Genomic DNA, 13,229 nt, shown 5'->3' with positions numbered 1-13,229 from the left:
CTGCGCCAGCACCCCACTGCACGGCAGCCACACCTGCGTCCTCCACCAGTGCCACCCCCTCCTCCCCCCCCCCCCCCCCCCCCCCCCCCCCCCCCCCCCCCCCCCACCCCGCCATAGCGGACCCCGGACAGCTGCCGCTTCGCCCCCGGCCCTCCCTGCAAGCCGTGAGGGGCGCTGAGTCCCGTACGGCCGATTCCCGCCCCGCGGACTCCCGGACGGTGGACCTCACCGCCGAGGACGACACCCAGACGCTGCCCCGGCTCGACTCCCTGGAGCGCAAGCTCAAGGATCTGGAGCAGCAGTTCGGCTGAGCCCACGGAAGCGTGGAAGACCCGGAAATCCGGTGGGGCCGCCTCTCAGGCGGCCCCACCGTTCAGTTCGAACCACACCACCTTGCCCACCCCGCTGTCCTCGACCCCCCAGGAGTCGGCCAGGGCCTGGACGAGGACGAGCCCTCTGCCGTGCGTACCGTCGTCGGCGGGCGGTACGTGCGGTGTCTCCAGACCGGGCACGAAGTCCCGGACCTCCACCCTGAGTTGTGCCGGGACCACCGTCGCCGTGACGACGGCCCCGTGGTCGGTGTGCACCAGGGCGTTGGTCACCAGCTCGCTGGTGAGCAGTTCGGCCACGTCGGAGGCGCCCGGTCCGCCCCAGGTCCGCAGCAGTTCACGCAAGGCATGCCGTACCTCCGGCACCGCGGTGAGATCGGCGCATCCCACCTTTCTGAGCAGTTGAGTCGGCTGTCGCGCCTCCCCGGCCATATCCCCCACCCACAGTCGTCGAACAGGCTCACGGGGATGCATGCCCCGCCGGGGCGCCCGCATTCCCTCAGAGGCGGGGCACGTTCCGGAGGTTGGAGCGGGCCATCTGGAGCATCCGGCCGACGCCGCCGTCGAGGACGATCTTGCCCGCGGAGAGGGCGAAGCCGGTCACCATCTCGGCGCTGATCTTCGGCGGGATGGAGAGGGCGTTGGGGTCGGTGACGACGTCGACGAGCGCCGGCCCCTTGTGCTTGAAGGCGTCCTTGAGGGCGCCCGCCAGCTGCTTGGGCTTCTCGACGCGGACGCCGTAGGCCCCGGCGGCGCGGGCGATGGCGGCGAAGTCCGGGTTCTTGTTCGTCGTCCCGTACGAGGGGAGCCCGGAGACCAGCATCTCCAGCTCGACCATGCCGAGCGAGGAGTTGTTGAAGACCACGACCTTCACCGGCAGGTCGTACTGCACGAGGGTGAGGAAGTCGCCCATGAGCATGGAGAATCCGCCGTCGCCGGAGAGCGAGACGACCTGCCGGTCCCGGTCGGTGAACTGGGCGCCGATGGCCTGCGGCAGCGCGTTCGCCATGGAGCCGTGGGTGAACGAACCGATGATCCGGCGCCGCCCGTTGGGTGTGAGATAGCGGGCCGCCCAGACGTTGCACATGCCGGTGTCGACGGTGAACACGGCGTCGTCGTCGGCGAGTTCGTCGATGACGGAGGCGACGTACTCGGGGTGGACGGGGACGTGCTTCTCGACCTTGCGGGTGTAGGCCTTGACGACGCCCTCCAGCGCGTCGGCGTGCTTCTTCAGCATCTTGTCGAGGAAGCGGCGGTCGGTCTTGGCGCGCACCCGCGGGGTGACGGCCCGCAGGGTCTCGCGGACGTCGCCCCAGACGGCGAGGTCGAGCCGGGAGCGGCGGCCGAGCCGCTCGGGCCGCACGTCGACCTGCACGATCTTCACGTCGTCGGGCAGGAAGGCGTTGTACGGGAAGTCGGTGCCCAGCAGGATCAGCAGATCGCACTCGTGGGTGGCCTCGTAGGCGGCGCCGTAGCCGAGGAGTCCGCTCATGCCGACGTCGTACGGGTTGTCGTACTGGATCCACTCCTTGCCGCGCAGGGCGTGGCCGACGGGCGCCTTGAGCCGCTCGGCGAACTGCATCACCTCGGGGTGCGCGCCGGCGGTGCCGCTGCCGCAGAACAGCGTCACCCGGTCGGACGCGTCGATCAGGCGTACGAGCGCCTCGATCTCGTCCTCCCCGGGGCGGACGGTGGGCCGGGTGGTGACGAGCGCGGTCCCCGAGGTCTTCTCGGGGGCCGGCTGGGAGGCGATGTCGCCGGGCAGCGAGACGACGCTGACGCCGCCGCGGCCGACGGCGTGCTGGATCGCCGTGTGGAGCAGCCGGGGCATCTGCTGCGGGTTGGAGATGAGCTCGCTGTAGTGGCTGCACTCGCGGAACAGCTGGTCGGGGTGGGTCTCCTGGAAGTAGCCGAGGCCGATCTCGCCGGACGGGATGTGCGAGGCGAGGGCGAGCACCGGGGCCATGGAGCGGTGGGCGTCGTACAGGCCGTTGATGAGGTGCAGATTGCCCGGTCCGCAGGAGCCCGCGCAGGCGGCGAGGCCCCCGGTGATCTGGGCCTCGGCGCCCGCGGCGAAGGCGGCCACCTCCTCGTGCCGCACCTGGATCCAGTCGAGTTCCGGGGTGCGCCGGATGGCGTCGACGACCGGGTTCAGGCTGTCGCCGACCACTCCGTACAGACGCTTGACGCCGGCGCGCACGAGGATGTCGACGAACTGTTCCGCCACGTTCTGTTTGGCCATGGCTCCATCAACACACGGACCGGCGCGTCACGCCTCCCAGACGGCGGCCCCCGTACGGTCGTCGGCGTAGCCGGTCACCCTCAGCTGGGTGTCGGCCAGGAAGGCGGCGAGGCCGGGGGGTTCCCGGTCCGCCCAGCGGTCCGCGAGCGCGTGCGCGAGGGCTGGCTCGCCGCGCATGGGCTCGGCGAGGCCCGGCGAGGCGAGCAGCAGGGTGTCGCCGGGGCGGGCGACGGAGGCGCGGAACCTGAACGGCTCGGGGGGCGGCGGCACGGGGTCCTCGACGAGCGGTCCGGGCGCGGTCGTGATGCCGAGGTCCATGGTCAGCCGGTCGCCCTCCTCGGTCGCCTCCTGGGCCGGCGGCGGCGAGCCGAAGCCGAGGACGGGCGCGCCGACGGCCACCGGTTCGGGCAGCAGCGGCTCCAGGTCCTGCCAGGCCCCGTCGCGCAGCCGGAAGAGGCCTCCGCCGCCGATGCCGAAGAAGACCCGGGTGCGGCACTCGGGGTCGGCCGGCACGAGCAGGCAGCGCAGGGTCGCGGTGTACTCGTCGGGGTTGAGACCGCGTTCGGCGGCGCGGGCCCGCAGCTTGCCGTAGGTGCGGTCGGTCAGCCGGTGCAGACCGGACTTGAGGTCGCCGCGGCGGCCGGATCTGATGTCCTCGGACAGCCGGGCGTGGCTGCGGCAGACGGCCTCGGCGATCCAGTGGCAGGCGTCCGCGGCGGCCAGGTGCGCGTCCTCGGCGGCCCGCGATCCGGCCGCGACGGCGACGAGGATCAGGGCGGTCTCGTCATGGCCGAAGCGGGCGGTGAGCAGCGCGTCCCTGCGGGGCTCGCCCCGGTAGCGGGCGGAGTCGCCGCGCATGGACGCGGCGCGCAGCGTGCAGGTGCCGTAGCGGGCGCCGTCCAGGACGGTGTCGGCGACCAGGTCGGCGAGCTCGCCGGGCCGGGCGACCGGCAGGGCGGTCGGTTCGGCCTCGTAGGTGGGCGGTCTGCTGCCGATGAATCCGGTGCGCGGCCGGGGCAGGTCGACGGGGACGGCCACCTCGACGGTGAGGTCCCTCTCGGCCTCCTCCGCTTCCGGCGGCACCGGCACCTGGACGGTGGGCGTCTCGACGGGCGGCGGCCCGGGGAAGGTCCGCGGTCCCGTCTCCGGCGACTCCCAGGGTGCCCGGCCGGCCGCGGGGGCCGGCAGCGCGGGGAGCCCGCCGGGCGCGGGCGGCGGCCCGACGGGGCGCGGCGGGCCTGCCTGCGGGGCGACGGGGTGGGTCGGGCCGGTCTGGGGCGGGCTAGGCGGTGGTGTGGTGCCCGGTGGGCCGGCCGTGGCGCGGGAGGCCGTGGCGAAGTGGTCGTCGAGCGTGTCGGCCGAGACCGTCGGGGCCGTGTCCGGCGCCGTGTCGTCGTAGAGCTTGTCCCACCAGTTGTCCCCCTGCTGAGTCATGCCCTTATTGTCCACCGCGCGCGGCGCCGGAAAACGGGACACCAGGAAAACCGTTGCTGCAAACGGGTGGTCTCCCCGTCCGGGGTCCTCACAGGGGTGATCCGCCGGGCGGCCCCACCCCCCACGGGAAGGACGCCCGGCGGACCGGCGTGATCAGCGCACGTCGTAAGCGCGGACCACGGTCTGGGTGACGGAGTTGCCGTTGGCGTCCGTCAGTTCGGTCCTCAGTGTGACCTGCTTGCCGGTCGCGCCCGCGTGGTCCACGGTCGCGGTCCAGCCGCCGCCTTGCTGAGAGACCCGCGCTTCCGTCCAGGTCGCGCCCCCGTCGTAGGAGTACGAGAGGGCGGCCGAGGTGAGCGCTGCGGGGGTGTAGCCCGCGTGACCCGTCGCGGTGAGGCCGATCTGCTGGCCGTCTGTCGCGGCGAGGGTCTTGAGTCCGTCCTCCGGAAGGTCGTACCGGGGGAAGAGAATCGGGATGCCCTGAGAATAGACGGTCTCGTCAAGCTTGGAGGTGAATTTCCATACCGAGTTGACCGACGTGGAGCGGGCCCACACCTTACTGCCGAGTTTCATGGTGTTCTGTTCGAGCGTGTACGTCCCGGCTTCGGCCGGTACCTCGAAGACGCCGAACGGCCAGCTGCTCTCGCCGATGAGCTCGCCGTCACGGTGGAGCCGGACGTTGCCGATGTCGCCGAAGGAGCCGGGGACGGCGTAGTGGGTGTTGTCGCCCCACATGGCGTCGGAGAAGCCGATGAGGTTGCCCTGGCGTTCGGCGACGAGCACCGGCTCGCCCGCGGTGTCGCGCGGGGCGGTGGGGGCGATGACGCCGTCGTACCAGCGCTCGGTGCGCTTCTCGCCGGGGGTGTACGTGCGCGGGGTGCCGACCATGATCTCGCCGAACGGGAAGCTGCTGCCGACCATCGGCTCCCAGGTGGTGTCACCGGCCGAGTAGTACTCGGTACGGGTGCCGGGCGCGGGGACGGTCTCCAGCGAGCCGAAGCCGACGCGGACGCCGTCGGGGCGGCGCGCCGCCGGGAAGTCCATGAAGTCGGCGGTGACGCCCGCGGACCCGTAGCGGGAGTCCGTGCGGCCGAGCTCGCCGTCGCGGACGCGGTACGCCTTGTCGTCGCGGATCGCTCCGGCCTCGGGGAACGCGAGGCTGTAGACGTACGGGCTCTTGGCGGTGGCCTGCCAGGACAGGGTCACCTCACCGGCCGTCAGCTTGCCGTGGAGCGCGGTCGCCTCGTCGGCGGGGACGGAGAGGACCGGCAGGCCGAGCCCGGTGAAGCCGCCGCTCGGGTACCAGCGGCCGGGGGCCGCGTGGTACGTGACGACGGCGACGGCCCCGGCGGCCTTGGCGTTACGGGCGAGGACGCCCGCGTTCGTGGAGTCGTCGGGCAGCCGGACGAGGGCGATGCGGCCCTGGACGCCCGCGGCCTTGAGCTCGGCGGGGGTGCCGGTTCCGGCGTCGACGAGACGGGCGGAGCCGGTGCCGTCGAGGTTGTCGGAGGCGATGGAGGCGGTGAGCGGGTGCAGGCTCAGGCCGTCGGCGGTGCGCAGCGAGGTGATCTGCGGGGCCGCGGCCCGCCAGTAGCTGCCGAACTCGAAGTCGCCCTCGTCCGCGCGGCCTTCGACCGAGGCGTAGTAGCCGCGGATGGTGCGCGGGCCCGAGGCGGTTCCGGCGTGCAGCCAGAAGTCGTCCCAGGAGCGGGAGAACGCGAGGGTGGCGCCGCGGAGTTCGGTGGCCTTGTCGGTCTTCACCGACAGCTTGTGGGCCCGCCGGGCGTCGAGGACGACGGTGGTGTCCTTCTTCAGTTCGAGCTGCGGGCGGCCGAGGTAGCTCAGCGAGTCGGTGAGGGTGGCGCCCTCGCCCGCGTCGGGCGTGGTGACGAAGGAGGAGAGGAAGTAGCTGCCGGGGCGCAGGCGGTAGACCTGGTCGGCGGCTCCGTCGTTGAAGCGCCGCTCGCCGGAGGCGTCGTCGGTGCCGATGACGTCGAGGGAGGAGGCGCCGGTGGCGGGGTTGCCCTGACGGTCGATCAATTTCACGCGCAGGGTGACCGTTTCGGGCTCGACGTAGAGCGAGAACGGGGTGGAGACGTGGATGCCGCCGGGGCCGGTGGCGAGGACGCGGCCGGTGACGTCGCCGTACTGGGCGCGCTCCAGGCGGGCGTCGGGGTCGAGCTCCAGCGGGACCTGGACGGTGGCGCCGGCCGGGACGGTGACGGTGCGCGCGCCGAGGCGGGCGAGGCGCGCGCGGACGGCCGTACCGTCGTTGCCGGTGACCTTCTCGACGGCGAGCTTGAGGGTGACGGGCGCGTCGGAGGTGTTGGTGTACGGGACGGATACCGTGGTGCGGTCGCTGCCGTCCTGCGGCCAGTTGAAGGTGCCGCCCTGGACGGCCGGGGCGCCGAGGACCGTCTGGTCGATGGCGGCCTTGACGTCGAGGCGGCCGCCGCCGACCTCGCGGACGTCGCCGGGCAGGTCGCTCTCGGCGGAGGAGACGAGAGCGGCCTTGATCTGCTGCGCGGTCCAGTCGGGATGGCGCTGCTTGACGATGGCGGCGGCGCCGGCGACGTGCGGGGTCGCCATCGACGTACCGGACATGGACTGGTAGGCGTACACGCCCCGGCCGCCGGCGGCGGCGGCGGAGATGCCGACGCCGGGCGCCGCTATCTCGGGCTTGAGGGTGTGGGTGAAGGGCGTCGGGCCGCGGCTGGAGAACCAGGCGGTGGAGTCGTCGCGGTCGGTGGCGCCGACGGTGAGGACGCCGGGCGCGCAGCCGGGCGAGGAGACGGTGTTGTGCGTGGGTCCGGAGTTTCCGGCGGCGATGACGAACAACGTGCCCTTGTTCCGGGCGAGTTCCTCGGCCGCGGCACTCATCGGGTCGGTGCAGTCGGTGGGGAGGGAGCTGCCGAGGCTCATGGAGACGACATCGGCGCCCTGGGCGACGGCCCACTCCATGCCGGCGATGATCCAGGAGGCGGCGCCGGAGCCGGAGTCGTTGAGGACCTTGCCGTTGAGGAGCTGGGCGCCGGGGGCGACGCCCTTCTTCTTGCCGTCGCTCGCGGCGCCGGAGCCGCCGACGGTGGAGATGGTGTGGGTGCCGTGGCCCTGGCGGTCGTCGGCGGTCTCGGAGTCGGTGAAGTTCTCGGAGGCGGCGATGCGGCCCTTGAGGTCGGGGTGTTCGGCGTCGGCGCCGGTGTCGAGGACGGCGACCTTGGTGCCGGTGCCGTCGTAGCCGGCGGCCCAGGCCTCGGGGGCGTGGATCTGCTTCGTCGACTGTTCGAGGGTGGCCTCGACCTTGCGGTCGAGCCAGAGCTTCTTCAGTCCGCCGGTGGTGCGGGCGGCGGGGGCGGTGACCTCGGCCCAGAAGGTGGCGGCCTGCTTCTTGTCCGCCTTGAGGGCGACGCCGTCGACGGCCTTGAGGACCTGGCCGCGCCGGGCGCCGCGCGGGGCGGCGGGCACGGAGCGGGTGAGGTCGGAGCCGTAGACCGCGATGAGGGGCAGGGTGGTGGTGGCCGCGTCGTCGTAGCCCTGGCGGACGAGTCCGGTGACGTTGAAGAGCTCCTCGTCGACGCGTCCGGCGGCGAGCGCGGCGGTGGCGCCCTCGGGGTAGACGTACAGGTCCTTGCCGGCGCGGCGGGTCTGGACGAGGGGGACGGTGCCGTCGTCGCCCGGCAGGGCGGTGGCGGCCGGGTTGCCCTCGGCGTCGCGGGTGACCAGGACCCGGTCGCCGGTGACGAGGGTGACGGTGGCGCCCCCTCCCCCGGCGCGGGCCGAGGCCTGGCTGCCGACCACCGGTCGCTTGCCGGCCGTGTCGTCCTGCGGCTCTTCGGCCATGGACGGCGAGACCGCGGTGACGGCCAGGACGGCGGCGGTCGCCGCCCCCAGGGCCGTACGCGAAATCGGGCGCATCGCTCTCCCCATCTGAATTCGGAAAAAGGCCGCAAAAAGCCCCTAACCGAAGGCTGTTGGTGCTGCGGTGGCGCCACATTGGCAGAGGTGAGGGCGGTGCAGGGATGATGGGCGAGGCGGGAATGCGCCGTGGCCGTTTCCCGCCAGGTCACCAACGGAACGAATGCCTCCGGTGAACGTCCCCGGAAAGATCGGGAACGACCGCCGGCGGTACGGCGAGGGGTGGGGCATCCATGCTGGGAGCGATAGGACTCGACGAGCGCCAGGAGTCCGCGTACCGGGCCCTGGTCGCGCTGGGCGCGGCCGAGGTCACCGATCTCGCGCACCGGCTCGCCCTGCCCGAACGGGACACCGAGCGCGCCCTGCGCCGCCTCGAATCACAGGGACTCGCCGCCCAGTCCTCGGCCCGCACCGGCCGGTGGGTCGCGGCGCCGCCCGGGGTCGCCCTCGGCGCCCTCCTCACCCAGCAGCGCCACGAGCTGGAGCAGGCCGAGCTCGCGGCGGCGCTGCTCGCCGAGGAGTACCGCGCCGAGGCAGAGGCCGTCGCCGTGCACGACCTGGTGGAGGTGGTCACCGGCGCGAGCGCGGTCACCCACCGCTTCCTCCAGCTCCAGCTCGGCGCGACGGAGGAGGTCTGCGCCCTCGTCACCGGCAAGCCCATCGCCGTCACCGGCATGGAGAACGACGCCGAGGAGCAGGCGGCCGGCCGCGGGGTCCGCTACCGGGTGGTCATCGAACGCGAGGTCCTCACCCTCCCCAACGGCCTGCTCGAACTCTCGGCGGCGCTCGGCCGCGACGAACTGATCCGCGTCGCCGACCGCGTCCCCACCAAGCTCGTGGTCGCCGACCGCTCGCTCGCCATGGTCCCCCTCACCGGCCGCGGCGCCGAGCCCGCCGCCATCGTCGTCCACGCCAGCGGCCTCCTCGAATCGCTCATGGGCCTCTTCGAGTCCGTCTGGCGCGAGGCCCTGCCGCTGCGCCTCGGCGCCGGCGCGCAGATCACCGAGGAGCAGGCCTCGGGCCCCGACGCCATGGACCTGGAGATCCTCTCGCTGCTGCTCGCCGGCATGACCGACGCGAGCGTGGCCAAGCAGCTCGACCTCGGACTCCGGACCGTCCAGCGACGCGTGAAGGGCCTGATGGAGCTGAGCGGCGTGACCACCCGCCTGCAGCTCGGCTGGCACGCGTACGAGAAGGGCTGGGTCTCCCGCGGCTGACGCGCCCGCCGCCCCGGAGGACGTCCTCCGTCCGCCCCTCGCGACCTGCGGGAACCTCCGGCATCCGGCACGCTGGGCAGCGTGGGTGTGTGGCAGCTCCTGATGATCGCGACGGTGATGCTGCTCGGCCTGTTCGGGGTACTGGCCCCCGGCGTGCCGGGGACGTGGCTGGTGTGGGCCGCGATGCTGTGGTGGTCGCTGCACGAGCGGACCGACCTCGCCTGGATCCTGCTCGTCTCCTCGACCGGTCTGCTGCTGCTCAGCCAGGTGATCGTCTGGCAACTGCCACCCCGGCGTCTCCGGGGCGTCGGCATCACCCGCAGGATCGTGGCGTACGCGGGAGTGGGCGCCCTCCTCGGCTTCGTCCTCATCCCGGTCGTCGGCGCCGTCCCCGGCTTCGTCGGCGGCATCTACCTCGCCGAACGGCTCCGCCTCGGCGGCCACGGCCAGGCCCGCGCGGCCACCCGGACGGTGATGCGCGCGGCGGGCACGAGCGTCCTCGTCGAGCTCTTCTCCTGCCTCCTGATCGTGGGCGCCTGGGCGGGCGCCGTCATCTGGGGCTGAGCCCGGCCCTCACCCGTTCGGCCGAGCGGGGCCGGGGCGGCGTGCTCAGGCCGCCGCTCTGGCGTACAGCCGGGCGTACGAGCGCCACGGCCGCCACTCCTCCGCGTCCGGCCCGTCCGCCGCGGGCACGTCGGGGTCGCCGAGGGCGCGCATCCGGATCAGGGCGGCGGCCCCGGCCGTGACGCCGGGGACGGCGAGCAGGGAGCGTTCGGCCTCGTCCCGCTCGGCGCCGGGGTCGAGACGGACGCTCCCGTCGGCGAGGGCGCGGGCGAGCGGCCCCGCCACCGGGTGACCGGTCAGCGCGGCGGGCTCGGGGAAGACGTGGGTGAGCGTGCCGCAGGCCTCGGCGAGCGGCGTGCCGTGCGACTCCGCGACCCGCGCCGACTCCTCGGGCCCCAGGACCGTCCGCAGCGCGAACTCCTCCGGCTCGGCCGCCCCCGGGGAGCGCACCCCGGGCCGCGCCGCCACCTCCGCCGCGAGCCCGGGGGCGGCGCCGAGGCGCTCCGCGACCGCGTACGGGTCGGCGTCCAGATCGAACAGGCGGCGCAGCCGGTGCACGGCGGTCGTGAGGTCCCGCAGCTCGGTGAGGTGGATACGGGCGTCGAGCCACCGTCCGCCGGACCGCTCGTCGACGGAGACGACGCCGGTGCCGTACGGGAGCCGGAGGGTACGCCGGTAGGTGCGGGCCCCGGGTGCGCCGACGACCTCCTCGACGCGTGGCACCGCCTCGGCCGCGAGCAGGTCGAAGACCTCGCCGGCCGCGTACGGCCCCCGGTGCGCGAGCCGCAGCGGCACCCCGGCGGCCAGCGCCGTGCGGGCCCCGGCCCCGCTGCCCGCCTCGGCGCGCAGGTCGGTGGGGGTGCGGGCGTAGACGGCCCGGATCGTCTCGTTGAACTGGCGGACGCTGGCGAACCCGGCCGCGAACGCGATCTCGGTCACCGGCAGGCCCGTGGTCTGCAGGAGCAGCCGCGCGGTGTGCGCCCGCTGCGCGCGGGCCAGCGCGACGGGCCCGGCGCCCAGCTCGGCGGTGAGCTGCCGCTGCACCTGCCGGGTGCTGTAGCCGAGGCGTCCGGCGAGGCCGGGCACGCCCTCCCGGTCGACGACCCCGTCGCCGATCATCCGCATCGCGCGCCCCACCACGTCCGCCCGCACGTTCCACTCCGCGGAGCCGGGCACCGCGTCCGGCCGGCAGCGGCGGCAGGCCCGGAAACCGTGGCCCTGGGCCGCGGCGGCGGTCGGGAAGAACGACACGTTCTGCCGCTTCGGTGTCACCGCGGGGCAGCTGGGCCGGCAGTAGATCCCGGTCGTCCGGACCGCGAAGAAGAACTCCCCGTCGAACCGCGCGTCCCTGCTGCTGACCGCCTCATAGCGGGTGTCGTCGTCCCTCATGCCTCCCAGTGTGCGGCCGCCGGCCGCCGGGGACTCGCGGTTTTCGGACACCGCGGTCCCGGCGGCCGTACGCCCGCGGACACCGGAGACGCCGCGACCGCACGACCGCGGGTACGGGGCACAGGCGTGTACGGGCTACCGCAGGCGCCCGCTGCGCTTGAACTCCATCGCGGCGCGGCCGGCGTCGCCCTTGCGCTTCCAGTCCTTCCGGATCTCGTTGCGCAGCCGGGCGTCGGTCTTCGCGACCAGGCGCTGGTTCTCGCGCAGGAGCTTGCGGAAGCTCTCCAGCCGGCGCACCGGAAGCGTGCCGTCGTCGACCGCCGCGAGGACCGCGCAGCCCGGCTCCGCCTCGTGGGCGCAGTCGGGGAAGCGGCACTCCCCCGCCAGCTCCTCGATCTCCGAGAAGACCTGGCCGACGCCGGTCTCGGCGTCCCAGAGGCCGACGCCGCGCAGTCCGGGGGTGTCGATGAGGACGCCCCCGCCGGGCAGGACGAAGAGGTTGCGGGTGGTGGTCGTGTGGCGGCCCTTGCCGTCGACGTCACGGGCCGCCTGGACGGTCATGACGTCATGGCCGACGAGGACGTTCGCCAGGGTCGACTTCCCGGCGCCGGAGACGCCGAGGAGCACGGTCGTACCACCGGCGACGGTCGCCGACAGCACGTCGAGGCCCTCTCCGGTCGTCGAGCTGACGGGCAGCACCTGTACACCGGGCGCGACCGTCTCGACGTCCTCGACGAGGTACGAGAGCCCGACCGGGTCCGGCACCAGGTCCGCCTTGCTGAGGACGATGGTCGGCTGCGCGCCGGACTCCCACGCCAGGGCGAGGAAACGTTCGATCCGGCCCAGGTCGAGCTCGACCGCGAGCGAGACCGTGATCACCGCGTGGTCGACGTTGGCCGCGAGGATCTGTCCCTCGGACCGCTTGGACGAGGTGGAGCGGGCGAACGCGGTACGGCGCGGCAGGCAGGCCCGTACGTAACGCGGATCGCTCGCCCCTTCGGGGTCGACGGCCGCCCAGTCGCCCGTGCACACGACCCGCAGCGGATCGTGCGGCGTCACGAACGCCGTGTCGGCGCGCACGACCCCGTCGGGCGTGGCGACGTCGCACTGGCCGCGGTCGACGCGGATGACCCGCCCGGGGACGAGTCCCTGAGCGGCGTACGGCGCGAAGTCGGCGGCCCAGCCGGAGTCCCAGCCGTGGGCGTCGAGCACCGAGGAGGAGAAGTCGGAGGAATCCGAAGAAGAAGAGGAATCGAGGGAAAGCGAGAAAGACAAGGGGGACCCTTCAAGGGGCGGCCCCGGCGCCGGAGAAGCGAAGTTGAGGTCAGCCGGTGGCCGCGGAGGTGGAGTGGTTGAACATCCGCGTGCGGGCAGTGCCCTTCGTGACGACAGCCATCGGTCACACCTCCTGTGTCTTTTCGCGATCTGGCGACGACGCGATCTCGCGTCGCTCGATCTCGCGTCGCTCGATCTCGCGTCGCTCGATCTCGTCGCGCTCGATCTCGTACGGGGAACACCGTAGCGGGAGCGCTCCGGAACCCGCCACGGGTTTTTCAGGCGACACCGAGCAGCGTCACGGCCACCGCCGTGAGCAGCCCCGTGAGCAGCACCGCCGGGGTCCCCGGGGCGACGCCCTCGTCCCCGGCGCGGTGGGCCAGGCGTACCGCGCCGAGCGCGATCAGCAGGGCGATGGTCCCGTTGAGCCCCAGCATCATGATCCAGCGCGGCCCGTCCAGGGCTCCGTGCAGGAACGCGGTGGCGGTGACGGTTCCGGGAACGGCCGCCCGCAGGCCGGCCGGCGCGACGAGCGTCCGCAGCAGGGCGGGGACGTCCAGGCGCGCACGCGGGCGCGGGGGCATGTCGTCCTCCGCCGTCCGCCCGCGGCGTAGGGCCCGTGCGGCTCCCGACATCACGAGCACCGCCCCGAGCGCCACGAGCCCGTAGGCGACGACGACCGCGTCGTCGCCCTCCCTCCCCAGGAGCAGCCCGAACGCGGCGAGGAAGGCCGCCGGCCCGCCGCCCGCGCGGCCCAGCCACGGCGCCGCGAGCACGGCCGCCGCGGCCCAGGGCCACGGCCTCCGTCCGTACGCGCGCGTGCTCATGCCCAGAACCTAGCCCCGCCGCGGCCCATACGGGGCC

The 13,229-nt window shown here is 73.7% G+C and carries 8 protein-coding genes and 2 pseudogenes; 3 read left to right on the top strand and 7 right to left on the bottom strand.

Going from position 1 to position 13,229, the window contains the following annotated elements; translation table 11 throughout:
• Positions 1-311: pseudogene (locus tag ACZ7G1_RS35815) on the top strand (hypothetical protein); the annotation flags it as partial.
• A 45-nt stretch (positions 312-356) separates the two neighbouring features.
• Here the strand turns inward: ACZ7G1_RS35815 and ACZ7G1_RS35810 are convergent.
• From ACZ7G1_RS35810 to ACZ7G1_RS35795, 4 genes are all read right to left on the bottom strand, one after another.
• Complete coding sequence (locus tag ACZ7G1_RS35810) at positions 357-761, bottom strand: ATP-binding protein (protein WP_470878693.1); 405 nt, start codon at positions 759-761, stop codon at positions 357-359.
• 67 nt (positions 762-828) lie between these two features.
• Positions 829-2,571 carry a pyruvate dehydrogenase gene (locus tag ACZ7G1_RS35805; protein ID WP_470878692.1) on the bottom strand — a complete coding sequence of 581 codons (1,743 nt, stop codon included), beginning with the start codon at positions 2,569-2,571 and terminating at the stop codon, positions 829-831.
• A gap of 27 nt (positions 2,572-2,598) precedes the next feature.
• On the bottom strand, positions 2,599-4,005 hold the full coding sequence (locus ACZ7G1_RS35800; protein ID WP_470878690.1) for a protein phosphatase 2C domain-containing protein: 1,407 nt from the start codon (positions 4,003-4,005) through the stop codon (positions 2,599-2,601).
• A gap of 153 nt (positions 4,006-4,158) precedes the next feature.
• Positions 4,159-7,920 carry a S8 family peptidase gene (locus ACZ7G1_RS35795; protein ID WP_470878688.1) on the bottom strand — a complete coding sequence of 1,254 codons (3,762 nt, stop codon included), beginning with the start codon at positions 7,918-7,920 and terminating at the stop codon, positions 4,159-4,161.
• Between the two features lie 233 nt (positions 7,921-8,153).
• Between ACZ7G1_RS35795 and ACZ7G1_RS35790 the strand changes: the two genes are divergently transcribed.
• Entirely contained in the window at positions 8,154-9,137 is a 984-nt protein-coding gene (locus tag ACZ7G1_RS35790; RefSeq protein WP_470878686.1) for a helix-turn-helix domain-containing protein, read from the top strand.
• Positions 9,138-9,218: 81 nt separating this feature from the next.
• A complete protein-coding gene (locus tag ACZ7G1_RS35785; RefSeq protein ID WP_470878684.1) occupies positions 9,219-9,701 on the top strand; it encodes a DUF456 domain-containing protein in 483 nt (160 codons plus the stop codon).
• On the opposite strand, the pseudogene ACZ7G1_RS35780 reads toward ACZ7G1_RS35785, so the two are convergent.
• The 3 genes and pseudogenes from ACZ7G1_RS35780 to ACZ7G1_RS35770 form a co-directional block, all read right to left on the bottom strand.
• A pseudogene (locus tag ACZ7G1_RS35780) lies at positions 9,632-11,090 on the bottom strand (DNA-3-methyladenine glycosylase 2 family protein); the annotation flags it as partial. The gene ACZ7G1_RS35785 and the pseudogene ACZ7G1_RS35780 overlap by 70 nt on opposite strands.
• 135 nt (positions 11,091-11,225) lie before the next feature.
• The gene (gene rsgA, locus ACZ7G1_RS35775; RefSeq protein WP_470878682.1) at positions 11,226-12,365 is read right to left on the bottom strand and encodes a ribosome small subunit-dependent GTPase A; all 1,140 of its coding nucleotides are present in this window, start codon (positions 12,363-12,365) and stop codon (positions 11,226-11,228) included.
• Positions 12,366-12,643: 278 nt separating this feature from the next.
• On the bottom strand, positions 12,644-13,192 hold the full coding sequence (locus ACZ7G1_RS35770; protein WP_470878680.1) for a hypothetical protein: 549 nt from the start codon (positions 13,190-13,192) through the stop codon (positions 12,644-12,646).
• Between the last annotated feature and the right edge of the window lie 37 nt (positions 13,193-13,229).

The sequence above is a fragment of the Streptomyces sp. NPDC037273 genome (assembly GCF_055603625.1).
Note: the sequence above shows the minus strand (reverse complement) of the source record. Positions and strands in the feature narration are given on the sequence as shown.

Excerpts from the sequence above, each read along its gene's own strand:
- ACZ7G1_RS35800 (WP_470878690.1), bottom strand. The coding sequence starts at position 4,005 with ATGACTCAGCAGGGGGACAACTGGTGGGACAAGCTCTACGACGACACG.
- ACZ7G1_RS35810 (WP_470878693.1), bottom strand. The coding sequence starts at position 761 with ATGGCCGGGGAGGCGCGACAGCCGACTCAACTGCTCAGAAAGGTGGGA.
- ACZ7G1_RS35770 (WP_470878680.1), bottom strand. The coding sequence starts at position 13,192 with ATGAGCACGCGCGCGTACGGACGGAGGCCGTGGCCCTGGGCCGCGGCG.
- ACZ7G1_RS35795 (WP_470878688.1), bottom strand. The coding sequence starts at position 7,920 with ATGCGCCCGATTTCGCGTACGGCCCTGGGGGCGGCGACCGCCGCCGTC.
- ACZ7G1_RS35790 (WP_470878686.1), top strand. The coding sequence starts at position 8,154 with ATGCTGGGAGCGATAGGACTCGACGAGCGCCAGGAGTCCGCGTACCGG.
- ACZ7G1_RS35805 (WP_470878692.1), bottom strand. The coding sequence starts at position 2,571 with ATGGCCAAACAGAACGTGGCGGAACAGTTCGTCGACATCCTCGTGCGC.